Source organism: Pseudoalteromonas sp. Isolate6, assembly GCF_022398435.1.
Classification (GTDB): Bacteria; Pseudomonadota; Gammaproteobacteria; order Enterobacterales; family Alteromonadaceae; genus Pseudoalteromonas; species Pseudoalteromonas galatheae.
The window spans coordinates 1-24,243 of record NZ_JAKEVK010000010.1; the positions used below are offsets into that span (position 1 = coordinate 1).

Here is a 24,243-nt window from a genome sequence, read left to right on the forward strand (position 1 = left end):
CTTTATTATGGTTACTTCTCTATTAGTCAATAAAGATTGGTTAGGTATTAAATGGGCTATAAGTAAGGTGAGAGCTAGGGTAGCTTGAAAATTTAGTCGGTTTAAACAGTGATTTTTACTTACTTATCAGTATTTTGTGCTCGTTTTTCTGTTTTTTGTGCTTGCAGGTTATATACTATCGGAATGTATATAACCGATTGGTTTTTAATTGTCGTTTTGCTTATTCCTAAGGATTTCCTTGGATTATACGCCATAATAATAGAGCGGCGATGGCCGCTCGTTAAAATTGATATTCCACGCTCAACGTGAGTGCTGCGTGGCTTTCGTCTTCTTCCTGAGACTTATCTTGCCATGCTTTTACGCCAATTTTAGCAAGCGCGCCAAATACACCTTGTTGGTAACCAAGCTCGAGCTGGTTTCGTTCAACGTCTAATGTGTCAAATTCAACTCGTTTCAGTTTGGCAAAAGCACCAACGCCACCTGTGCTGAAGTAATCTAACGCGAAAGTGAGGTTTTTAGCGTCCAACCCCGAGCTTGCTCCAAGCCAGAGATCGCGCTCGCTGTAGTTCGCTGAATCCACTGTATTGTCTTTTGGGCAAAGCGCGAGCTTTAGCTCGTCTTTACAATCAATGCTTGTATCTGAATATTCAATAAAGCTCTTGAGACGATAGTCTTTACCACCCCAGTAGCTTTCAATACCTAGGGTGTACATCGGATTGCTTGGTAATGCACCACTGTCATTATTACCTGCAAACTCACCGTATAAAGCGAGCGGTTGATTAGCTATCCGAGTGGAGTATTTGAAGTCAACGCTGGTGAGGCGTTGCGTTTGCTTTTCGCTTTCAAGATTTTGTTGTTGATAAACAAAGTCACTGGATGTTGTACTAAAGCCAAGTTCTAAACCTTGAATCGGAAAAGCGGCCGCTCTAAACCCCCAAAAATCGCCATCCTTTTTATTGGCTATATTCGGGCGTTGCTTTGCCATAATGGCTGTTACTTGCCAAGGACCAACGAAAGAGAAAAAGCTCGGTCCAATATAGTTGTTATTGGCACGACTTAAACGAATCGCCTTCATGGGGGCTGCGTTGTTTGAAAGCATCAGCGCATTTTCGTTGCTCGGTCCCCACCAGTAACTCAGTCGCTCAGCGCTGAGAGACCAATTACCAAACAACACTGCAAGGTGACTGCCGTGGTGATTAACGTATTTTCCATCTTGGCTTTCATCTGCGTAGTTAACTGCAACTTTAGCGCTAACAGCACTACCTGTAATAACGCCATAAGTACGCAGGCCTGAACGTTCATTTTGACGATCACCAAAGCCTGTGGAGCGCTCTTCAGCACCATTAAAATGTGCTTTTACGCTACTATATCTTTCTCTTTTTGCTTGTTTTAGCGCATGGCGTAAATGTGCCAATGCAAAACTTGCGGTTTCAGAGAGGTTTCTGTCATCAATAGCGGCAAGGTCATTAACAATACCGCTCCACAACAGGGGATACTGATTAACTGGGCGATTTATCACACCTTCTGCAACCAGTAAATCTATGCTGTGCTTAAGCTCACTTTGCGACACCTCTATCCAAGGTGATGCATGCGCATAAGTACCAACCAATACGGCTAGGGATAATAGGCACTTTTTCATCCGTGTAGTTTTTCCTCTAAAGCTTGGGCAACCAGTGGGTGAACAAATTCACTGACATTACCTTTATGAAGTGCAACTTCTTTTACTAAAGTTGATGAGATAAATGAATTCTTTTCAGATGGCGTTAAAAATACGCTTTCCAAATCGGGATGTAAACGGCGATTCATATTGGCCAGCTGGAACTCATAGTCAAAATCAGACACAGCTCGAATGCCGCGGATCAGCACGTTGGCTTTTTGCTCTTTCGCTAAATCAACTAACAATCCTGAAAACCCAATCACCTTTACATTTTTATGTGACTTTAAAATTTCTTCAGCCAAAGCAACACGTTGCTCTAGTGAGAAACAAGGCTGTTTATTTGGGTTGTGGGCAATTGCCAAGATCACGGTATCAAACATTTTTGCTGCACGTTTGATTAAGTCTTCATGTCCATTAGTAAGGGGATCAAATGTGCCAGGGTAGAGGGCGATGACTTTCATAAGCGTAACTATGTTGAATTTTTTTGTATGGTAACAAGGTTTTTTTGAAAAAACACTGGTCAGCTTTGTCGGATCTAAGCTTATCTAGAGTTAAAATTAGTGCTATTTTTTCATATGGAGCGCGAAATAACCTAGCAACCCTAGCAATAGCGCGACCACATTATCAACAAAGATAGAGAATCGTAATGAATACCAAGGAAAAAATAATACGTACCAGCATCGCGTTATTTAATTTGCATGGAGAGCGCGCGATTACGACAAACCATATAGCGTCCAGTTTGGGGATTAGCCCTGGCAATTTGTACTATCATTTTAAAAATAAAGAAGACATCATTCGGCAAATATTCGCGCTTTATAGTGAGCATTTAAATACACACTTTAAGCCACTGGAGCAGCATAACGAACCGCTTGAGCAGCTAACTCAATATTTAGACTCCTTGTTCGACCTGATGTGGCGTTATCACTTTTTCTACGACAACCTGACAGACATCTTGGCTCGTGATGATGAATTGAAGAAAAACTACATTGCTTTTCAGTCACGCTTACTCGAGCAAGTAAAAGCTGTAGTAATTGGCCTAAGAGATACGGGCGTGATCACCATAGATGATGACGATGCAAAGGAGCTCGCCCATATGTTGAAGATGACCGTTAGCTTTTGGACTCCCTATGTTAAAGCCAGAAGAATGACGGGCGTACTTGAGCAGCAGGATATATACAATGGCATTGTTAAAGTACTGATGATTTTTAAACCTTACGCGACGCCTATGAGCGCACCAAAGATGGCACAACTTCAGCAGCATTATCAAGCACTAGCAGAGGCGAGCTTACCGAGTATTGCTTAGCCTTAAATAATTAAGCGAGCCTTTTACCTTGGCGAACACGGGCAAAAGGCTTTGTAGAGCATAAAGGGAAAAGGTTTGTTTATTTCCTAATCGGCTCTGAGTTTGATATACTCGCGCGCCCGAACTGTCCTCGGTCAGTGTGCGCCACGATAAAGTCCGCTTAGGTCAAATCAGTGCGTCATCGCAACCGATAATCGATCTGTAGTAGAGTGACTTTTATGCTTAAATTTATCGTCAAATTACATCCCGAAATTGCTATTAAGAGCAAATCTGTCCGTAAGCGTTTTACCAAAGTATTAGAGAAAAACATCAAAATGCTGTTGGTTCGCGTTGACGAAAACGTAAAAGTTAAAAATAACTGGGACAATATCTCAGTGACGAGCGAGTTAAGTGACGAGAAAACCCGTCTTGGTCTGATCGACCATCTTAAACGCACGCCAGGTATTGTGCAGTTTATTGAGGTGCAAGAAACACAGTTCGATACGCTTGATGATATCTACCAACAAACGATTGCTTTGGTTGAGCCATTGATCAAGGGCAAAACGTTTTGCGTGCGTGTAAAGCGCCAAGGTAAGCATGAGTTTACTTCAAGCGATGTGGAGCGTTATGTTGGTGGCGGTTTAAACCAAAATGTAGAGGGTGCCAGCGTAAGACTGAAAAAACCTGATGTGACAGTTAAAATCGAAGTCAAAGACAATAAAGCGTATATCGTTCGTCACCAGCACTTTGGTCTAGGTGGCTTCCCATTACCAACTCAAGAAGATGTGCTGTCTTTGGTTTCTGGCGGGTTCGACTCGGGTGTTGCAACTTATCAAATGATGAGAAAAGGCGCGCGTACGCACTTTTTGTTCTTTAACTTAGGTGGTGCAGCCCACGAAATTGGCGTTAAGCAAGTGAGCCACTACTTGTGGAAACAATTTAGCTCTACTCACAAAGTTAAATTTATCACGATTGACTTTGAGCCAGTTGTTGCAGAAATTCTTGAGAATATCGAAAGCGGACAAATGGGCGTGGTACTAAAGCGCATGATGATGCGTGCAGGTGCTGTGGTCGCCGAGCGTTTAGGGATCCCTGCACTGGTAACTGGTGAAAGTATTGGTCAGGTATCAAGCCAAACCTTGGCTAACCTTAACGTGATCGACCGTGTTACAGAGATGCTGATATTACGACCGCTTATTCAACACGATAAAGAAGAAATCATTCGTATTGCCAGAGCGATTGGCACCAACGAAATGGCAGAAGCAATGCCTGAATATTGTGGTGTGATCTCTCAAAAACCAACGGTAAAAGCACAGCTTCACAAGATATTAGCTGAAGAAGAAAAGTTTGACTTTGATGTGTTGAATACAGTTGTGGCTAACGCGACGGTTAAAGATATTCGTGACATCGAAGCTGAAGCAAAAGAAGAAGTGAAAGAAGCGGAATCGGTAAGTGAATTACCAGACAACGCGGTGGTACTAGATATTCGTTCTCCAGAAGAGGAAGATGCCAACCCTCTTGAACTAGATGGTGCACAAGTGATCCACTTACCTTTCTTTAGATTAGCTACTAAGTTTGGCGATTTACCACAGGACAAAGAATACTACTTGTACTGTTCGAAAGGCGTAATGAGCCAGTTACAAGCGCTTATTCTGCATGAAAATGGCTATGCTAACGTCAAGGTGTACCGTCCTTAAAAAAGCGTGCTAACAAGCGTTGGGTGAGGCTTTAGGATTTACCCAACGTACATTTTGTGGGGAGGTAAGAGGTTGTTTGTTTATCCCCGTTTATTTACTAGGTATTTTGTAGCTGCCCTCCACAGTTAGTATCAAAGTGCATCCATGTGTTCCTCATTCATTCTTTTGAAACGACGCGATCGAGCGAGCCAAGAAAACGTCGCCCCGACATCATACTGAATCCTAAAACAAAAAAACTGATAGGAAAGCAACCGGCATCCCGCCAACACATTGCATATAGGCTTATGCTTCTTGGGTGTGATGAAAGGGGAATTATACCAGTTGTATTAAGTAAATGATCTATCTTGAAGCGGGGAAATAGCTTTAGTAGCACCGCTCTCGCGTCCTGCTACCGCTAAGGTACCTATATCCATATAGGCAAGGCAAAAATTTTGCTATTTAGTTGTTCTAAATGAGAAATTTTTAACGAAGCTAATATGCTATTTCACCCTTCAAATTGATTAGAGAATTAATTCAATTGGTATTAGCTGCTTGTGAGATTTTCTACGGCTTTAGCAGTTAAACTGCTTGCAGGTATTGCAAAAACGCTCAACGAGCTATATCCCTAATTCGCTGGGTAAATAGTTTTGTGGAAGGTGGTTTACCTGCCGAGAAGTTAAGCCTATTGTCGCGCTAGCTGCCAGTGCTTATTCACTTCCTCAAGTAATTGTTGATTAAACGGCACATTGATATTTTGCTTCGCTGCTAGCTCGCAAATATACCCGCACATGGCGTCAATTTCTGTGCGCCGATTATTCGCGAGATCTTGATTCATTGAAGAACGATTGTTAGCGGTTTGTGCCATCACGGTGTAAGCAAGCGAGACTAGCTCGCTAAGCGCTAAGGTTACGCCTGTACCTGCGGCCACAAGCTGTACTTCATTCATTAAATTAAGGATTTGGGTTGCGTATTTGGGCTGTTTTAGCTGACCATTTGTGACTTGTTCCAATGCACTTAGCGGGTTAATGGCAATATTAACCGCCAGTTTTTTCCAAAGTGTTGGCATGATGTCAAACGTGGTTTGGGCATTTTCAAATGTGCTAAACAGTTGCGAGAATACACTCTGGTAATGGCATTCGGCTGGTAAATTTAACGGCCCAAACCAAGTTGCGCCTTGCCCCGTATGGTGTACAGTGTCTGCGACTTTATAGCCTGCAATGGATGTGCTTAAGAAGTAGGCGGATTGTGTCGCGTCAAGCGCTGCTAACTCACAAGACCAATCTACCATACCATTATGACTAAGTATTAGCGTTGCATTTTTTGAAAGTGCAGGGCGAAGCGCTCGGAGTGCTTCGATGACCTGATATGCTTTAACGGGAATGATTAGCGTATCTATACTGCTGACTGGGAGTTCTGCAAGTGTTTTGGTGCTGCAAGGGATGGTGTGTTGAGTACTTGCTGTTTGATAGCGATAAGTCGCCGCGCGTTTGTTTCGAGTGATAAGCGTAATTTGATGAGATTGACTAAGGTGCTGGGCGAGCAGTAAGCCTATCGCCCCTTCACCTAAAATATGTATGTTAGCCATGTTTTCTGCTGCGCCAACTTGTCCAAATATAAAATAGAACAAAATAACTGACTGCACCGGCTACATCAGCCAAAAAATCAGCGGTAGATGCTTGACGGTAAGGCAGTGTATGCTGCATCCACTCAATTCCTGCTCCATATAAAGAAAGCAGAACTAAATGAAACCATACTTTGAACCTAAAAGCATGATGAGAAATAAATGCTAGCACAAAAAACACGCCAAAATGTGCCACTTTATCGATATTTGGCAACAATTTTGGAGACAAGCTAATTTCCTTTGCGAATAGCACTGTACATATAATCAAAGAGATAATCAAAAGAGCTTTATAAACGCGCCGTGTCACAATACATCCTACTTCTGTATGACTAAGCGAGCAGTATAACATCGAAAACTGTCCATTGGGTGAACATCCTAATACGCTGTTTAAAAACTTAAAGTAACTCAAATTAAGCATAAACTGCTATAATCGAGCCAAAATGACTTTAGGAGAGAAGCATGCCTTCATTTGATATTGTATCTGAAATTGATATGACAGAAGCAAAAAATACCGTAGACAACGCGGTTCGCGAGCTTGACACGCGTTTTGATTTTCGTGGCGTAGATGCGTCAATCGAGCTAAACGGTGAAATGATCAACCTTAAAGCGGAAGCAGAACAACAAGTTATGCAATTGTTCGATATGCTAGTGGGTAAAGCGGCGAAGCGCGGCCTTGATGTGGCAAGCTTCGAGTTAAAAGATATTGAGCGCTCTGGCAAATACGTATCGCGTAAGGTGGCGTTAAAGCAAGGCATCGACAAAGAGATGGCGAAAAAACTGGTTAAGCTTATTAAAGACTCAAAAGTTAAAGTTCAAGCGTCAATTCAAGGCGATACGGTGCGTGTAACGGGTAAAAAGCGTGACGATCTGCAAGAAACGATGCAACTTGTTCGCACCGGTGAGCTTGGTCAGCCATTTCAATTCAAAAACTTCCGCGACTAATTACGCCTTACTTCATTCCAAAAGTGCATAGATTGCACTTTTGGATTTCTAGACGTCCATTGACAATCATTCCGAAACCCAAGACAATAGCCTCGCATTTTCAAGGTGCTGTACACAACCTAGTGTGGTTGCTAAGTGTATAGATAATCGGGAAACTGGTGCGAACACAAGGGAACATCTAATTACGTTAATCAATGATAAATTGAGTAAGACCGCTTATTACACGTGATTAGCTTGGATCGGTTCTATGCCAGCGCTGCCCCCGCAACGGTAGAGTGAACTGCCAATCTGCAGATTTACTGAGCCCGGAGACCGGCCTTGAAACAGTCACTTTGTGTTCTTGTACGGTGGGTACAAGTTAGGGGAAACCATGTTAAATAAAACTGCTCTAAGCGCGGCGATAGCGACGGCGCTCTCTTTTTCAGCATTTGCTGATCAAAATATTGAACATATCACTGTTACTGCCAATAAATTTGAACAATCTCTAGAAAGCGCATTGTCCGCGATTACGGTTATAGATCGTGCTGAAATTGAAAAAAGCAATGTTCAAGATGTCGTATCGTTACTCGATAATGTCGCTGGTATTCAAGCGGTTAGAAACGGTGGCTTTGGCCAAAGCGTGAGTTTATTCCTACGTGGTAATGACGCTAAGCATACGCTAGTGTTAATCGATGGGGTTCGAGTGACGGATGCAAACTCCGGTGACAATTCGCTTACTAACTTACCACTTAATAGCATCGAAAGGATTGAGATCATTCGTGGTGCCAAAGCTGCGATTTATGGTTCAGATGCCATTGCTGGCGTGATTAATATTATTAGTCGTGAAGGGAATAATAATACTATCGCGCTTACGACTGGGAGTAACAATTACTCCAAGACCGAGGCGACGGTAAATTACAAAAAAGACAAGTTTAGTATTGCCGCTAATGCGGGTTACACTCATACCGATGGCTATGATGTGATTGAGAAAGACCCTGAAGCTGCAATCACAAAAAACCATGACCGTGATGGATATTATAACGGTAATGCCGGTTTAAATGTGCAGTATGGTGATGAAGAAAGTGGCATTTTTAGCTTACGTTCACAGTACAGTGAAGGAGAGGGGGAGTATGACTCTTTTGGTAGTGATGCTTACCGTTTCCATAACTACACCAATAAGTTGGCGTGGAAAAGACGTACTGATAAGTTTAGCCAAAGTGCGTCATACAGCTTAGGTAAGGAACAAAACGTTCAAATCGGTAATAGTGCTGACGATAATGCTTATGTCACCAAACGCAGCCAATTTGAATATCAGTCGCAATATAGTTTAACTGAAGCTTTGATCTTCACAGGTAACTTTACCTTTCTAAATGAAGATGTTGGTGATTCTACCGCCTCTTTTTCAGAGCCTGAGCGTGATAACTTATCTTTAGCACTCGGTGGGTTTTACAACGATGAAAATTGGCTGGCAGAGGTTGTACTGAGAACGGATGATTATGATTTTCATGGTCGTGCAAACACCTACACGGTTGCTGTAGGCAAGCAAATCATGGATGGCCTGAGTGTTAAGTTGAATCATGGTACAGCCTTTAGAGCACCTTCTTTGTCACAGGCGTTTGTGATTGATAGTCCTTACTATCTGCCTAACCCCAATATTAAGCCGGAAGAAGCCACTAATAACGAAATTATTGTCACATGGAGCGGCGAGAACTTCCGTGTGGAAGCTGCGGTATACGATAACCGTATAACCGATAAAATCGTTTATCAGCAAAATGATAAATGGAAATACATCCCTTACAATATTCAGCGCGCTGACTTTGAAGGTGCTGATCTTTCTGTTGAAATTGAAGACAACTTTGGTATCGAGCATACGGTAAATGCGAGCTATGTGAGTGCTAAAGACGCTGATACCGATAAGCAATTACAGCGCAGAGCGAGACGAACCTTAACTTACTCAGTCAGTAAAGAATGGGAAAATGTCGACGCAACACTGACCTTAGTCCATAGAGGTAATCGCGATGATAACGTATGGGGAGCTGAAGGTGCATATACAGTGACTTTGCCGTCATATACGCTGTTTAACTTAGCTGCTAACTATACGTTTTTCGACGGATTCAAGTTAAATGGCCGGATTGAAAACTTAACCGATAAGCGTTATTTCAATGCCACAGCGGGCGAAGCAAAAGATGGCTCTTTACTGGGCTACAAGCCACTAGGTAGACAAGCCTACGTTGGTGTGAGCTACAGCTTCTAATGCGTTAACTGCTTTTCAATACCCAGAGTGATCCATCATGAGTAATGGATCACTTTTCTTATTTATCATTTAGTTGCATTACATTTTTAACTGGCGTTCTGCCTTATGTGCGGTTGATAATAGATTTGATTTGTATTATTACTGCCTTAAACCGACCTCGAGTTATATTAACAACGAAAATATCACCATTAAAGGTAAGTATGATGTGCGTATCCAGCAGCTTGAGTTAGATCCTTTAATTTCTAGCTTTAAGCCTGTGGTGACGACAAAAGTGAGTTGCCGTGGATCTTCGATTTAATAGATACCTTAAGACCTAGTAATTTTGCTATACCTATGTTGCCGTAAGTCATAAGCCGAACGCAATCTATTGCGTTCGGCACACAAGTTTAGTGCTTTAAATTTGCTGCAAAATGGCTTTCAAACTTTGCAATTTTAGGGGCGATCATCACACTACAATAACCTTGATTTGGGTTTTCAGTGTAATAATCTTGGTGATAGTGCTCGGCAGGATAAAATTCAGGCGCCGGGCTAACCTCAGTCACTATTTTTTCACTCAACTGGCTTTGAAGCTGCGCAATACAATCTTGAGTTTGTTGCTGTTGCTGCTGGTCATGATAAAACACCACACTGCGGTACTGAGTACCAATGTCGTTGCCTTGGCGATTCAACTGCGTTGGATCATGCAGGGTAAAAAACATATTAAGCAAAGTATCAAAGCTGACAATATCGGCATCAAATTGCAGTTGGACTACCTCAGCATGGCCACTGTCTCCCCGACATATCATTTGATAGGTGGGATTATCTGTGTGGCCACCTGCGTAACCTGACTGCACTGACTCAACACCATTGACGCGGCGAAATGCCGCATCAATACACCAAAAACAGCCACCACCAAAAGTTGCGGTTTGTAAATTTGCCATTATACCTCCTGCTCAGGATGTTGTTGCGACTGCTCCTCAAGACGTTTTGTCGTCTCTTCTGGAGATTGCGTCTTCTTAGCTAGTAAAGTATAGGCGGTTGGGATAACAAACAAGGTTAAAATGGTGGCAACACTGACACCAGCAAAAATCACGACACCGATCACCATGCGGCTTTCGAACCCAGGGCCCGTTGCAAAAACAAGTGGGATAGAGCTCATCACGGTCGTTAGCGAGGTCATGATAATAGGTCTTAATCGCTGCGCTGCAGCATCAACAATGGCTTGCTCGAAGGCGATGCCTTTGTCACGTAATTGGTTAGCAAATTCCACGATTAAGATACCGTTTTTGGCGCTAAGGCCAATCAACATAACAATACCAATCTGGCTATAAATATTTAGTGTACTGTCGGTAATAAACAATCCATACATCGCACCAACTAAACCCAGCGGTACGGTGAGCATGATAACCAGTGGATGAACAAAGCTTTCAAATTGTGCGGCTAGTACTAAGAAAGTAACGGTGAGCGCCAGAATAAACACATAGGTCATCGCTGACGCGCCTTCATAAAACAGCTGTGACTCGCCTTTATAGTCGATGGCGCCGTCGATATCATTCTCTTCGGCGGCAACTTTATTTAAAAAGTCGAGCGCTTGCTCCAGTGTATAGTCGCCAGCGAGGTTTGCCGTGATAGTTATCGCGCGCATACGGTTGTAGCGGTTTAATCGAGAAGCTGTGGCTTCTTCTTTTATGGTGATCAAACTGTCTAATGGCACGAGCTCATCGCTACGAGATTTCACATAAATATCAGAAATATTATCTGGGGCAGAGAAGTCGGCTTTGGTGCCTTTTAAGATCACATCGTATTCTTCACCGCGGTCAATAAAGGTGGTAACACGACGTTGTCCCAGCATGGTTTCTAGCGTTTGCCCGATGGCACTTACCGACACGCCTAAGTCTGCGGCTTTGGTTTTATCAATGCTTATCAAAAACTGTGGGAAGGTTTCTTTGTAATCGTGATCAAGACGTACCAGTCCTTTATTTTCACGTGCACGTTCTAGAATGCGATCGCGCCATGCAGCCAGCTCATCGTAGTCGTTGCCTTGTAGGACAAACTCAATAGGGCGCGAGTTACCGCCACCACCAATACCACGGCGCATAATCGCAAAGGCGCGAATATCTGTAACATCTTGCATTTTGCCGCTTATCTCATCCATGACTTCCCAAGTAGAGCGTTTACGCTCATCCCAGTCTGGCATGCCGATAATAGCAACACCACCTTGACCACCCCAGCCTGGCACACGAATAAGCACGCGGCTAAGTTCCTCTGAGTCTACATAAGGAAGCAGTCGCTCTTCAATTTTTGCCATATTTTGCGAGTTGTTTTCGTAGCTTGCCCCTTCTGGACCATTCATCATGACGAAGAAAGTACCACGGTCTTCTTTTGGTGTCAGTTCAGATGGGATCTGTTTAAATAGGCTATAGCTGGTAAAGCCCGCCAGTGCCAACATCACAATCAGGCTGTATTTACGCGATAAGTTGTCTTGTAAAACACGACGATAACCTTGCTCTAGTCGTCCAAATTGGCGATCCATCCACTGACTAAAGCGGTTTTCTTTATTGCTAGGTTTCAATACTTTGGAGCAAAGGGCTGGAGACAAAGTCAACGCGGTAATACTGGAAAACAGCACTGCAGCACTTACTGCAAAGGCAAACTCGGTAAATAGGGCACCAATACGACCATCCATAAAGACTAAGGGAATAAACACGGCAACCAAAACCAGCGTTGTCGCAATGATGGCAAAGCCTACTTCACGCGCGCCACGGTATGCCGCCAGTAACTTGGGTTCACCAAGCTCGATGCGGCGGTAGATATTTTCTAGCATCACAATGGCGTCATCGACTACAAGGCCGATGGCAAGCACAAGTGCAAGCAGCGTCAGCAAGTTGATGGAATACCCCATGGCCAGCAAGAACATAAAGGTTGCAATTAAGGCTACCGGCACCGTAACTGCGGGGATAAGCGTAGCGCGGATATTGCCAAGGAAGATGTAGATAACGAGTACTACCAAAGCCATGGCAATCGCAAGTGTGCTATATACTTCAGCAATGGACTCACGGATAAAAATAGAAGAATCGTAGCTGTCTTGTATAGTGGTACCTTGGGGTAGGTTGCGTTTGATTTTTTCAAGCTCTTTACGGGCGTTGTCGACCACTTCTAGCGTATTGGCTTTAGCTTGCTTTACAACGCCAAGGCCAATCATATTTTTACCATTACCACGGAAGGTACTTTCGTCATCAGCGGCTTCAAGTATTACCTGCGCAACTTCACCAAGTCGCACCAAATAGCCTTGTTCGCCACGCTTAATCACTAGGTTGTCAAAGTCTTCTTGAGTTTTATAGCTTCTGGCAATACGAACAGAAAAGTCACGGTCAATAGATTCAATTTCACCAGCCGGTAATTCTACGTTCTCTCTACGTAGCACTTGCTCAATATCACTACTGGTGATCCCACGGGCGGCCATCGCTTTTCGGTCTAGCCAAATCTTCATGGCGTATTGACGCTCACCGCCAATTCGTACATTCGATACGCCATCCACAACCGCCAGACGGTCAACGATAAAGCGCTGGGCGTAGTCTGAAAGCTGCAAAGTATCCATGGTTTCACTGTTAAGTACAAACCAAGCAATAGGGCTTTCGTCGCTGTTTGACTTAGATACCTCTGGTGGCCTGACTTGTTCTGGCAATCTATCCAGCGCGCGCGAAACGCGCTCACGAACATCATTTGCAGCCGCGTCGATATCGCGATCTATATTAAATTCGATAGTGATATTTGAGCTGCCATTACGGCTACTGGAGTTTATACTTTTAATACCTTCGATCCCCGAAATTCGGTTTTCCAGTATTTGGGTGATCTTCGTTTCTACAACCTCAGCTGAAGCGCCCGTATAGTTAGTGCTTACACTGACTATTGGGGTTTCAATATCTGGGTATTCGCGTAGTGGTAGCATGGAAAATGCCACTAAGCCAAATGTTAGCAACAGTAAATTAATAACGATCGCGAAGATCGGGCGTTTAACCGCCGTATCAGTGATTCTCACGTCGCCTTACCCCTTTACTTCAACTTTTGAGCCTGAGCGGATCTTCAGGGTGCCTTCCGTGATCACTTGTTGTCCCTCTGTAAGCCCTTCGTCGATAGCTACCCAGCCGCTAAAGCGAGTTTGCAGGTGGACTTCACGTTGTTGTGCTTTACCTTGGTCATCAATTACAAATACAAAATGCTTATCTTGTCTTGGAATAATGCTTTTTTCTGGCACCACAAGGGCTTGTAATCGAGCCAATTCAAGTCCCATGTGTAACAGCATACCTGGGCGGAGTTTATGGTCTAGATTGGTGAAACTTGCTGTTACTCGTACCGAACGCGTTTGTTCATTAATTCTCGGGTCAATATGAGAGACCTTACCGGTAAATAGTTGATCTGGGTAAGCTTCACTTTGAGCGTTTACTTGCATACCAAGTTGTAGTTGCGCTAGGTATTTTTCTGGTACCTGAAAATCCACTTTGATGATGCTAATGTCATCGAGTGTGGTGATCACAGTATTGTTGTTTACGAAGCTACCAATGGAAACGTTTCGAGTACCCAATAATCCATCGAATGGCGCATAGATGGTCATCTCAGCGAGTTTTGTTTTGGTGGCTTCTAATCGTGCCGTTAAGGTGTCTACCTTTGCTGATTGCGCTTCTAGTTGAGAGCGAGCCGCCGATTGAGTTTTTGCAAGGTCTTTAAGGCGGTTTAGTTGTCTGATTTCTTCTTTTAGCGTCACTTTCAGCGCTTCGATATCGAGCTTCTCTTCGGCATCACGCAACTGCACTAGCTTATCGCCTTTTTTTACTACATCCCCATCATCGAAAAAGAGGGCCGCCACATAGTCGCTTTGGGCGCTACTCACGTTGATTGCTTGATTTGCTCTGGCGGAACCAATAGAGTGAACAGCAATAATACGTTCTTCTTTGGTTACGGTATGAGCCTGAACGGAGGTTACGGGTGCAGAGTTGCCACTCATTTTGCCTTCCGAGGCTGGTAAATATAAATAGCCGCTGATAACGACTAGCACTACAATGATAAAAGGAAACAGTGCTTTCCCTGATTGATGACGCATAAAAGTGACCCAGATTATAATTTGTCTCTAGTTTACAAAATTAAAGGCTAACAAAGTCGACGGCATATCCTGTAAATTTGTGCATTAAACGAAAATGTAATTCAATTTAAGCGTTTGTACCTAAATTAAATATTATGAAAAGCAATCATCCATGTAAACGATGCATCACAATACGTAAATTAGTCGCATGGGCGATCATCATGTACATCTTTTATGTCTGGTATACCTATGCTTGAAGCAAAACTACGTGCAACTGCCGATAGAAATGGCATTGAATTTATGCTGGTTGGTGCAATTGGTTTGGTTGTGATCATGCTGTTTGTCAACTTGCGTGGTACAGCTATCACCATTGTTGAAATATTTCTTGCCAGCGCTATGTTAGTAGCTATTTTTGTTGGTTTCCTTAAAAGTCAGCAACCATATTTTAGTTTACACTTTACAGAACAAGAGTTTAGGTATGTGCATAAGTATGGAGCTTGGCCGCTATCCGTTGTAAACTTCCACTCTAGTGGCATTCCAAAAGTTCAACAAGGTGTTGAAACACTTGAGTTAAATGCAGTTGGTATTAAACTTAATGATATTGATGCATTTTTATTAAATTTAACACCTCGGCTTGCAGGTAAATTATTGATCGAGCAGCGGCATATTTTTTTACAAGCTGTTAAAATGCATTGCGAAAATGGCAACTGCCCATCTGAATGGTTGATAGAAGAAACCATTTTTCGCTCCAAGGCGGGAAAAGAATATACTGGTTTAATGGCAATGTTTGCAAACCGGATGGATAATTTAAAGACAGTGACGGGATACGACTTGCTGATCCCCGCCACTGCCTTAGACAGGGATATTTGGCAATTTTCAGTCATGTTAAACCGCTGGAAACTTAACCCTAGAGAGGTGGTAAAAGCATTGCTAGAAGAACAAACCACCTATTGAAGATGTAACAGGATACACCAATATGAGCTTAGAAACGGCCTATATTAAAAGCGGGCGTAATACCATTATTCACAAAGAGAAAAAGTTAGATCTTGTGATTGTTAATGGTGAAGCACACCCGAAAATCAAGGTGACTGCAAACGGTTTGGTGCCTTTTAAGGAAGAGCTGCCTAGAAATCGCAGAGAAGCCAAAGAGCGTTATTTAGAGGTTGTTCACGTTTCGAGTATTGATGTGTTTGGTGAAGTGAAACGGTTGTTGTTTATTCAGGCGTTAGACGGTCGAGAATACAAGGTAGATTATAGCAAAGTTGGCACTAAGTTGTTTGTGCGGATACATCAAGAAAGTTATCTATAGTTTATAAGGAATAATATGAATGCATTCAAGGGAAGTTTGGTTGTACTTGCGCTAATTTTAACAGGTTGTGGCGGAGGCTCTGGGAGTGATGAACCGAGCCAAGTCAGCGCATCAGTTAATGCGGGTGCTGATATCCAAGTGACCGAAAAAACGGAAGTTACCTTGAATGCACAAGCATCACCTGCAGGCGGTACCTTTAACTGGCAAGTTATCTCTGGTGCAAACGTCAGTGAATTCCCAATCACGGAGCAACAAGCCGCTTTTGTTGCGCCGGATATCAAAGCTGATGTCAATTTACTTATTCAGGTTGATTATGTAGCGCCTGATGGCAGCCTTGCTAGCGATCAAGTAACGGTTGCGGTAAAGTCTAACAATCAATTACCTAAACCAAGCATTAGCCAAACAGCGCCGGAAACACTGCCAGCCAAATATAAAGATACTATTGTCCTAAGTGGCGCTGGCTCTTCCGATCCTGACGAAAATGGCCAAGTGGTTGCATATCAATGGCAGCAAGTAAGTGGCCCTGCGACAATACAGCCTACAGGGTTAAATACGGCTACTGTGTCTTTTATACATCCCTTGTTGGCTGTCTCTCAGCCGTCAATCTGGCAGTTGACGGTTACCGATGATGAAGGTGGACAAGCTAGTACCCAATTTACCCTTGGGTTACTTGAGAATTCGAATGTGGTAGTGGCAGATGCAGGAAGTGATCAGCAAGTGCAAGAGTTTGACGAGGTAACGCTCGATGGCTCAAACAGCGATACTGTATCTGGCCAGAAACAATGTTTATGGCGACAAGTGACATCGGGTACTCAGGTAGCATTAAGTTCTACTACTGGGTGTTCAACAACCTTTAATGCTCCCGATCAAAATATTTTATCGCAAGTGGAATTTGAGCTCACTGTTACTGACTCACAAAATCGCTCGGCTACCGATACAGTACGCATTGATATCGAGAAAAAGCCATTAGGCAAACTAAACGACAGTGGCCAAACCACGTGTTATAACAATACGGATGTGATCACCTGTAGCATGACGCAGTTTACGGCTCAAGATGCGCAGCGTGGACGTGATTATTTTGCCACTCAGGTGGCGAAAGAGGGCAGTGGTCGAGCTGGGTTTGACTTCACCAAACTAAATCGCTTTGCAGATGAGTTGCCTGATGACGCCACTGACTTTGCTTGTGTTCGTGATAACGTCACAGGGCTTATTTGGGAAGTGAAAGAAGCAAGTGCAGGTACATTACCAAATACTTCTTCTCGCAATGCACAAAATAGTTATACCTGGTATGTTGAGGTAGATGGAACGGTTGCTGAGGGGAGTGTTCAGGCCGCAGCAAATACGATCTGCCCACAGGATAATCACTGTGGTATTCAAGCTTTGATTGATGAGGTGAACAACCCCGCAGTTGGAGAGCAAAGTTACTGTGGCGGTAACAATTGGCGCTTACCAACTTATATGGAACTACTTGGGCTATTAGATTACGGCAGTACAGGCACTGCGGTGATAGATGAAGCGTTTTTCCCTAATTTACCTAGTGCAGCCACACTTGGCCATCGTTATTTCTGGACTTTGCAGTCAAGCTTAGATGGGACTGGCGGCACGCTTAGAAGGGCTTATGTTATTGACATGGATACTGGCAATGATTTTGCCGTAGAAAAGTCTAGCAGCGCATTTGTTAGGTTAGTAAGAAACCCCTAGGGAGCGTCGTATGAAGATCATTGCAATTACATTATTTACCTCGTCACTCGCTGCTGTCTGCCAAGCGCAAACTTGCGTCGGTACAGGCTCCAATACCAGTCGCTATACGGTAAATAGCAATGGCACAGTGCTTGATAGCCAAACTGGATTAATGTGGCAGCGCTGCAACTTTGGGCAAAGTTATAACGCTACTTCTCAAAGCTGTGAAGACAACGCTCAGCAACTGACTTGGCAGCAGGCATTAGTGGTTGCCAACGAAGACCAGTTTGCAGGGTTTACCGACTGGCAAGTGCCTAACGTTAAAGAGCTTGCTAGTATTGTGTACCATGAATGCGTCACTCCAGCGATAAATATAACGATATTTCCAACGACCAAAAGTAATAATTACTGGTCTGCAACAACCCAAGCAGGGCAACCTCAGTTCGCTTGGGTGTATCAGTTTGCTGATGGTAAAAATAATCCAACCATTAAAACTGCGGATGCTTTTGTCAGGTTAGTGAGGTACTACCAATAGACCTTATTAGTAGTATTGCTACTGCTTTTGATCTTCATGCGTATGGATCTCTAATATTACCAGCCAGACATAGCTTGTTACTTTCATCTGTCTAAAATGGCTTTGGGATTGTTTGATCTTTTGGTACTCTCCTGAAGCATCCCTTTTTCCCGTCTTACATTCTGCATATAGGAGGCCATATGAATCGATTACTCAGCGCGATAGCCTTGTTTTGTGCTGTATTGACGTCTCCTGTACACGCTAAAAATAAGTGCGATGTTGAACTTGGTCACGGCCTCATCATTACGGATAACGAAATTCGTATCGTTGATGATGGTCAAACCCGAATTCAAATCAACAATGATAGTCAGCTTTTTATTTTAGGCCGCTGGATTGAGTTAGATCAGGAAGGGGAGAAAGTTGTGCGCGAGTATTCTATAGGAATACGGGATACCGTTCCTGAGCTGGTTAATCTGGCGACCGATGGCGTAAACCTTGGGTTGAGTGCGATTGAGCAAGTGGTTGAGGGGATGTCTGACAAAGAACCTGAAGTGCTCAAAACGCAGTTGCAATACGTTGAACGTGCGTTGATGGATAAGTTTAAGCGTGGAGATGATTTCTTTTTTATCGCACCACAGTCACTTTCTAAAATTGATGATTTTTTTACTAAAGAGATCAGCCAAAAAATTCACTCTGCTGTTCATGGTTCGTTGGGCTCCATTTTAGTCTCTTTGGGGGATGCGTTTAAATCTCGCGAAGGGAATATCGAAGACCGTATTAACGATATGGGACAACGGATGGAGATTATTTCGAAAGAGATAGATAAATCCCTGCAGAAAAAAGCCCATCAATTAGAAGAGAAAGCGGCGGAATATTGCGAGTGCTTAAACACCTTAGATCAAACGGAAGAAAAACTGCAGCGCATAGTACCTGAGCTAGTTGCTTACGATCTTGTCCAGATCCGCTCATAATCCATAACAACTTTTTGCATTGTCTCGGCTGAGCTTATGCCAAGTTGACGATATACCTATCACGTCTAAAAAACCCTGCCATATTTGCCAATAGCTTTTTTGCATAAGAGAAACTGGATAATTTGAACCCAGCATTAGGCTCTCTTCTCCAGCATGTGTAATTAAATGAGTAAGCCACTCAGAGAGCGTTAGTGGGCTTGCTAACATTTCGAGGCCAGAGCACTTGATCATGACGTTGTTAAGCGCTCCAATGCGCCTTAATATATCTGTACAAGGGCTGGTGGCGTCAATAAACCCCGCATGGTTAAATACGATTTTAAGGTCAGCCTCTTGCTCGGCAAGTCGTAATAAAAGGTCGACTTTTTCGCTTTGCTTAAATTCTAATTGCGCCTCAAAGTGTAGTCCATGCTCGGCAAGATAGGTGAGATTTTCGTGCACGAAAGGTGCGGATAAACGTTGGCTGTCACTGCCCTCGGTGATGTCTCTTATCGCCACGAGATGAGGGTGTGTTAAACCCGTTATGGCAGCGCTAAATTGCTCAGGCGTAGCGTTAATTGGTGCGTAACCCACGGCTTTAAAAGGAAAGCTTCCTAATTCTTGATTTAACCAGTGTAACTCGTTGATGGGGTGTTGATTATCAAAGCCAGCTTCCATATGGACTAAGGCTTCGAGTGTAAACTGTGAATGTTGGGGTAGACTAGTGAGGCTATGGTTCTGTCTTATTTTTTCCAGGTTAGGCCAAGCGGGTGGGTTGTGCTTGAGCCAAGAATATTGTCCTAACGTTAAATCGAAAAAGTGTAGGTGGCTATCAATAATTCTCAGGCTCATCAAGTATTTCCTTTTTACTGTGCGGTATAACCACCATCAATACTCTGTAGGCTACCTGTAATAAAACTCGCATCCTCACTCAGTAAGAAAGCGACCAACGCTGCAACCTCTTGCGGTTGCCCTAATCTACCCAAAGGCTGCAACTGAGCTTCTTCTGCAACGATTTCTGCTTTATCAGCGCCGCTGCGAGCGCAATAATTGTCAATGGCACGATGGAATAACGGAGTTTCAATTGTGCCAGGACATACTGCATTCGCGCGAATGTTAAATTTGGCGTAATCCAATGCTGTGGTTTTCGCCATCGAAGCAAGCGCACATTTAGACAGGTTATAAGCGAAGGAGTTAGGTTTACCAATAACTGCCTGATCCGAAGACATCAATACAATGCTACCGCTACCTTGTGATTTCATGCTTGGTAATACGGCTTGAATGGCAGCGTAAGCACCTTTGACATTCAATGCAAAAAGGGCGTCGAGTGTGGCTTCGTCGGTATCTTCGATTGTTGCACTCAGATGTTTCCCCGCGTTTGAAACAAGCGCATCTATTTGCTCTGCCTCTGAGACAATATCTGCAATTGTTGCTTTTACGTCGGCGACTTTGCTGACGTCGCAATGACGAAAAATGCCTTGTTTACTGGGCTGAATATCGAGGTTATAAACAGTGTACTGTTGCGATAGCAGCTTGTTGACAATGGCGGCGCCAATGCCAAAGCTGCCGCCGGTAACGATGGCAACTTTATTCATCATTAGTGTCCGCAGCCGCCAGCAGCATGCACGTGACCATGTGAAATTTCTTCTGCAGTTGCTTCGCGTACAGAAAGGATCTCAACATTAAAGGTTAATGTTTTGCCTGCAAATGGGTGGTTTAAGTCACAATCGGCATTGAAGCGTCCTACTTTTACTACCTTTACTTGATGACGACCTTGGTTTGAATCGACAATAGCAGTCATGCCTGGCTTCCAAACTTTGCTGTCACCAAGACCTTGAAGGTGCTTAATAGGAATACGCTGTACTAAACCTTCTTGATATTCACCATAGGCTTGCTCTGGCGTTAGAGTTACCGTAAAGCTATCGCCACCGGTTTTACCTTCAAGTTCACTTTCAAGACCTGGTAGCATGCCTTCAGTGCCGTGCAGGTAGTTTAGTGGCTCGCCTTCTTTGCTTGACTCAATTTGGCTGTCACCTTCGTGAAGTGTGTAGTGAAACTCTACCACTGTATTCTTTGCAATTTGCATAAGTAAACCTTAAATAAATAGTATTCGGTGATGCCATTTAGCATCCACCTGTAAAGCGTGTAGTTTACGTGAGTGCGCTTCTTGGACGCAAGCCTATCCAATTAATTTGGGCTTTCACTTTGTTTTGGCTTGCCATAGCGCAGTATGGATTGGATAGCTTCAACGCTAGAGATGGATGAACTAGCTGGATGAGTCTTATTGCTTTTTGGCGCGGCGGGTGCCGGTAAAAACACCATTAGTACCTTGCCTGGTTTTAATAGGGTTTGTGCAGTGAGTGAATTCCAATTTAATAAGTCTTTTACCGCGACCTTGTAGTGACGGCTGATAGTCCACAATGACTCACCTTGTTTTATGGTGTGGTGATGTTCCACTTGAGGTATGGGTTTAGCTTTTATTTCTTGAATATAAGGGCTTACGTCGTAGTCGACGAGTAAATCTAATTGCTCATTACTCTCTGATACTAATAGCTTTTCACCGACTCGGATTAAATCGGAAGTCTTATTGTTTAGTGCTTTTAGTGCATTTACGCTCATCCCCGCATTTAATGCGATGCGGTAGAGTGTGTCATTAGCTTTGACAGTGTAGCCTTGGCTGAAGTTTTCCCTGAAAAATGCACTTTTCAATAATGCTTGCTCGGATAATGGTAATAACACTTTGTGCGGCCCGTTTGGAGAGCTTCTATGTTTTAAGATCCCTTGATTGAGTGCGTATAGTTGACGCTTTTTGATACCACTGAGTTTAGCCAGTTGGTTGACGTCAAATTGCTGCCCAATATCAAGTATCGACGTAGTGGCTTTGTTGGGCAAACTTGGTATTTTAAAACCCCTGGGTGAGGTTTTTAGTAAGTGGCTGAGTGCTAAGAGTTTAGGTACGTAGTCAGCGGTTTCTTTTGGTAATGTTAAATGCCAAAAGTGGGTCGACTTTCCTGCTTTTCTATTTTTTGCGATGGCTTTTTTGACTCGCCCTTCACCGCTATTGTAGGCCGCAAGCGCATGTAGCCAGTCGCCATCAAAGCGTTCATGCAAATACAGTAAATAATCAAGCGCAGCGTCGGTCGATGCTAACACATCCTGTCGACCGTCATACCATTCGTCTTTCTTTATGCCGAAATGGTAGGCAGTGGCATCCACAAGCTGCCAAACTCCCACCGCATTTTGTTGCGATTTGGCTTTTGGCCTAAAGTCGCTTTCGACAAATGGGAGCAATGCGATTTCAATTGGAAGGCCTTTTCGCTCGACCTTTTTTACTACGTGATAAAAATAAGGGGCGGCACGCCTATTTACCACATTGAGGTAATTAGGCTGTGATAAATACCATTTTATGCGCTTATTTAGCCTTGGGTGGGATGTAGTATTAAAACTGAGCTTTTGGCGTATGTGTTGCCATAAATCATCGTCTCTGAGAGGGGCTTTAACGGTAGTGACTTTGGATGGCTTTGCCTTGACTAAAGCGGGAGGCGAGACTGGTTTTTCTGCGGGCACTTGAGTGAGAGCCGACAAAATGGCTTGCCTGCTCACCTGTGGACTGCTGCTGCTTTTACAACCAGCGAGCATAGCTAATAATATTAACCCACTCAGTTGTATTAATACTCTGTTCATCCCTTAACTATACCGAGAGGTTAAGTTTTATTCAAAACTTCTTTGCTGCTGAAAGTGTTGCCACTGTAATAATGCGCGTTGCTGCATGTGTTTATCTGGATATAGAATACTTATTTTTTCAACCACTTGCTGAGTGTCTTGTAACTCTAATAAAGCCAAAAATTGTGCTGGAGTGAGCAGCATTTCTGATCGATAGGGTTTTCCTGTTGCGGGTAATATCCAATCAAGTGCATAGCGATTAAAGTGAGTAATCGCTTGCTGCCACTGTGTAGTATGCGGTAAATGCGCAAGTGGGATCTGATCCACGCTATAACCTGCTATCAACCCCCGGTATTTTGGCAGGTAAACACTGATGTCATGACCGCTAAATCCCGTGACTTGAGTAAGCTCAACCACCAAACCTCCTAGCTCCACAGCTTTAGGAGCGTTACCTATGGCTTTACTCGATGGGGCTTGTGAGGCGAGCTTGGACCATGTTGCAATCCTGCTTTTTGCCAATGTAAGTTTAGCTTGCCACTTTGGTTGTTCACTTGCCTCAAGAGATGTGATTCGCTTGTCACTTAACGCTACGCTTTGGCCAAAAAGCTCAAGTTGTGAGTGAAAGGCTGCCTTCAATTCGGTAGCTGATATTGCCGTTGGGCTTAGCCATTGCATATTGGGATAAGCATGTTTGAGTAACACAACGCTGGTGTCTTGTTTGATATCTGAATGCAAAGACACTACGTAACAAAGAGGAACAGTTAGACGCTTTTTTAGTTCAATAATTAAGGCTTCAGAGGTGACAAGGTCGCCATGTATGGATGCCAGTAGCGCACACTGCTTGCCAATAATAAGAGCTTGGTTAGGCTGCAAAGCACGATTTTTTCCTTGGATAAAATAAACCGCATCATTGACTTTGTGGAACTGGTTTAAGCTGGCGGCGATACTTTGAAAACTCACCGCCATTAAAATAATAGCCCAAATTAGAGAGGTGCTACGTAAGATAGTTTTGCTCCAGTATTTAGGCATTATTCGCCTGCTGGCAGCACTAACTTGTCGATGAGCGTGGAAACGAACTCTGCGTCTTGCTGTTGCTTTGCTTCCAATGCTTGTAAATCATGACAAAGGTGTAGGGCTGCGAGTAGTAATGCATTGTGATCATTGCGAACGGTTGAGCGTTTACGCATTTCTTCTACCCGTCGGTCTAAAAGCGCTACGGCACTATGCAGCGCTTCTTCTTGATCTGGCGCACATGCAAATTGATGTGACTTGCCAAGTAACGTCACTGTCACTTGGTTATTCTGCTCAGACATTAGCTAGCCTGTTGTGTTTGCAACTTATCAAGTAGGCCAGACAAAGATGAACTAAATTCTTTTTGCTTTTCTTCGCTTTCTAGCATTTCAAGCTGTAGGGTTTCATTTTCATCGATGAGTTTTTGATTTTGTTCTTTCAGTGCCGAAACTTCCGTTTTTAATTGGTTATTTTGGCTCAAAAGTTGGTCAATCAACTGGTCGAGTTTTTGGAGATCTTGGTTATTCATTAATGCGCTCATATGACTGTGATTTGTCATGCAAATGTAAAACAAAGCGGCTAAGGATGCTAGTGTTTACGCGACTTTCTGCTGATTTTTCTCAACTTTTAAGAGATAATGCCGATATTGGAA

The 24,243-nt window shown here is 43.5% G+C and carries 23 protein-coding genes and 1 riboswitch; of the genes, 9 read left to right on the forward strand and 14 right to left on the reverse strand.

Features of this window, described 5'->3' with window-relative positions; all coding sequences use genetic code 11:
- Positions 1–280: 280 nt before the first annotated feature.
- Together L1D50_RS02540 and coaD are read right to left on the reverse strand one after the other, a co-directional pair.
- Complete coding sequence (locus L1D50_RS02540) at positions 281–1,639, reverse strand: capsule assembly Wzi family protein (protein WP_239965439.1); 1,359 nt, start codon at positions 1,637–1,639, stop codon at positions 281–283.
- Entirely contained in the window at positions 1,636–2,118 is a 483-nt protein-coding gene (gene coaD, locus L1D50_RS02545; protein ID WP_128727653.1) for a pantetheine-phosphate adenylyltransferase, read from the reverse strand. The genes L1D50_RS02540 and coaD overlap by 4 nt, the downstream gene beginning before the upstream one ends.
- A 185-nt stretch (positions 2,119–2,303) precedes the next feature.
- Between coaD and L1D50_RS02550 the strand changes: the two genes are divergently transcribed.
- Both L1D50_RS02550 and thiI read left to right on the forward strand, forming a co-directional pair.
- On the forward strand, positions 2,304–2,960 hold the full coding sequence (locus L1D50_RS02550) for a TetR/AcrR family transcriptional regulator (protein WP_128727654.1): 657 nt from the start codon (positions 2,304–2,306) through the stop codon (positions 2,958–2,960).
- A gap of 218 nt (positions 2,961–3,178) precedes the next feature.
- A complete protein-coding gene (gene thiI, locus L1D50_RS02555; RefSeq protein WP_010374240.1) occupies positions 3,179–4,636 on the forward strand; it encodes a tRNA uracil 4-sulfurtransferase ThiI in 1,458 nt (485 codons plus the stop codon).
- Between the two features lie 661 nt (positions 4,637–5,297).
- On the opposite strand, the gene L1D50_RS02560 is transcribed toward thiI, so the two are convergent.
- Positions 5,298–6,200: a 2-dehydropantoate 2-reductase gene (locus L1D50_RS02560; protein WP_128727655.1), complete on the reverse strand. Its 903-nt coding sequence runs from the start codon at positions 6,198–6,200 to the stop codon at positions 5,298–5,300.
- Positions 6,193–6,543 (reverse strand): VanZ family protein, encoded by a 351-nt coding sequence (locus tag L1D50_RS02565; protein WP_239965441.1) that lies wholly within the window; start codon positions 6,541–6,543, stop codon positions 6,193–6,195. The genes L1D50_RS02560 and L1D50_RS02565 overlap by 8 nt, the downstream gene beginning before the upstream one ends.
- Positions 6,544–6,695: 152 nt before the next feature.
- Between L1D50_RS02565 and L1D50_RS02570 the strand changes: the two genes are divergently transcribed.
- Positions 6,696–7,178 carry a YajQ family cyclic di-GMP-binding protein gene (locus tag L1D50_RS02570; RefSeq protein WP_102057584.1) on the forward strand — a complete coding sequence of 161 codons (483 nt, stop codon included), beginning with the start codon at positions 6,696–6,698 and terminating at the stop codon, positions 7,176–7,178.
- An 89-nt stretch (positions 7,179–7,267) separates the two neighbouring features.
- Positions 7,268–7,514: riboswitch (cobalamin riboswitch) on the forward strand.
- Positions 7,515–7,548: 34 nt separating this feature from the next.
- Complete coding sequence (locus tag L1D50_RS02575; RefSeq protein ID WP_128727657.1) at positions 7,549–9,411, forward strand: TonB-dependent receptor; 1,863 nt, start codon at positions 7,549–7,551, stop codon at positions 9,409–9,411.
- 386 nt (positions 9,412–9,797) lie between these two features.
- On the opposite strand, the gene msrA is transcribed toward L1D50_RS02575, so the two are convergent.
- From msrA to L1D50_RS02590, 3 genes are read right to left on the reverse strand one after another with little or no spacing between them, the layout of a single operon-like run.
- Positions 9,798–10,334: a peptide-methionine (S)-S-oxide reductase MsrA gene (gene msrA / locus L1D50_RS02580; RefSeq protein ID WP_193521908.1), complete on the reverse strand. Its 537-nt coding sequence runs from the start codon at positions 10,332–10,334 to the stop codon at positions 9,798–9,800.
- Positions 10,331–13,429 carry an efflux RND transporter permease subunit gene (locus L1D50_RS02585; protein WP_239965443.1) on the reverse strand — a complete coding sequence of 1,033 codons (3,099 nt, stop codon included), beginning with the start codon at positions 13,427–13,429 and terminating at the stop codon, positions 10,331–10,333. Before L1D50_RS02585 ends, msrA begins: the two co-directional genes overlap by 4 nt.
- Positions 13,430–13,435: 6 nt before the next feature.
- Positions 13,436–14,488 carry an efflux RND transporter periplasmic adaptor subunit gene (locus tag L1D50_RS02590; RefSeq protein ID WP_128727660.1) on the reverse strand — a complete coding sequence of 351 codons (1,053 nt, stop codon included), beginning with the start codon at positions 14,486–14,488 and terminating at the stop codon, positions 13,436–13,438.
- A 228-nt stretch (positions 14,489–14,716) separates the two neighbouring features.
- On the opposite strand from L1D50_RS02590, the gene L1D50_RS02595 reads away from it, so the two are divergent.
- The 5 genes from L1D50_RS02595 (at position 14,717) to L1D50_RS02615 (ending at position 18,941) form a co-directional block, all read left to right on the forward strand.
- Complete coding sequence (locus tag L1D50_RS02595; RefSeq protein ID WP_128727661.1) at positions 14,717–15,421, forward strand: DUF2982 domain-containing protein; 705 nt, start codon at positions 14,717–14,719, stop codon at positions 15,419–15,421.
- A 22-nt stretch (positions 15,422–15,443) separates the two neighbouring features.
- The gene (locus L1D50_RS02600; RefSeq protein ID WP_102057579.1) at positions 15,444–15,776 is read left to right on the forward strand and encodes a hypothetical protein; all 333 of its coding nucleotides are present in this window, start codon (positions 15,444–15,446) and stop codon (positions 15,774–15,776) included.
- Between the two features lie 15 nt (positions 15,777–15,791).
- Entirely contained in the window at positions 15,792–17,477 is a 1,686-nt protein-coding gene (locus L1D50_RS02605; protein ID WP_239965444.1) for a DUF1566 domain-containing protein, read from the forward strand.
- A 10-nt stretch (positions 17,478–17,487) separates the two neighbouring features.
- Positions 17,488–17,991, forward strand: coding sequence for a DUF1566 domain-containing protein (locus L1D50_RS02610; protein WP_239965446.1), 504 nt, complete (start codon positions 17,488–17,490; stop codon positions 17,989–17,991).
- A gap of 179 nt (positions 17,992–18,170) precedes the next feature.
- Entirely contained in the window at positions 18,171–18,941 is a 771-nt protein-coding gene (locus tag L1D50_RS02615) for a YggN family protein (protein ID WP_239965448.1), read from the forward strand.
- Here the strand turns inward: L1D50_RS02615 and L1D50_RS02620 are convergent.
- The 7 genes from L1D50_RS02620 to L1D50_RS02650 form a co-directional block, all read right to left on the reverse strand.
- On the reverse strand, positions 18,936–19,769 hold the full coding sequence (locus tag L1D50_RS02620) for an amidohydrolase family protein (protein ID WP_128727665.1): 834 nt from the start codon (positions 19,767–19,769) through the stop codon (positions 18,936–18,938). The two genes, L1D50_RS02615 and L1D50_RS02620, sit on opposite strands and share 6 nt — an antisense overlap.
- A 14-nt stretch (positions 19,770–19,783) precedes the next feature.
- On the reverse strand, positions 19,784–20,512 hold the full coding sequence (locus L1D50_RS02625; protein WP_239965465.1) for an SDR family oxidoreductase: 729 nt from the start codon (positions 20,510–20,512) through the stop codon (positions 19,784–19,786).
- A gap of 2 nt (positions 20,513–20,514) precedes the next feature.
- Complete coding sequence (locus L1D50_RS02630; RefSeq protein ID WP_138523681.1) at positions 20,515–21,003, reverse strand: peptidylprolyl isomerase; 489 nt, start codon at positions 21,001–21,003, stop codon at positions 20,515–20,517.
- 101 nt (positions 21,004–21,104) lie between these two features.
- On the reverse strand, positions 21,105–22,520 hold the full coding sequence (locus L1D50_RS02635) for a LysM peptidoglycan-binding domain-containing protein (protein WP_128727667.1): 1,416 nt from the start codon (positions 22,518–22,520) through the stop codon (positions 21,105–21,107).
- A 108-nt stretch (positions 22,521–22,628) separates the two neighbouring features.
- Positions 22,629–23,609 (reverse strand): hypothetical protein, encoded by a 981-nt coding sequence (locus L1D50_RS02640; protein WP_239965450.1) that lies wholly within the window; start codon positions 23,607–23,609, stop codon positions 22,629–22,631.
- The gene (locus L1D50_RS02645) at positions 23,609–23,893 is read right to left on the reverse strand and encodes a cell division protein ZapA (RefSeq protein ID WP_128727669.1); all 285 of its coding nucleotides are present in this window, start codon (positions 23,891–23,893) and stop codon (positions 23,609–23,611) included. The genes L1D50_RS02640 and L1D50_RS02645 overlap by 1 nt, the downstream gene beginning before the upstream one ends.
- Positions 23,893–24,120: a hypothetical protein gene (locus L1D50_RS02650; protein ID WP_045964864.1), complete on the reverse strand. Its 228-nt coding sequence runs from the start codon at positions 24,118–24,120 to the stop codon at positions 23,893–23,895. The genes L1D50_RS02645 and L1D50_RS02650 overlap by 1 nt, the downstream gene beginning before the upstream one ends.
- Between the last annotated feature and the right edge of the window lie 123 nt (positions 24,121–24,243).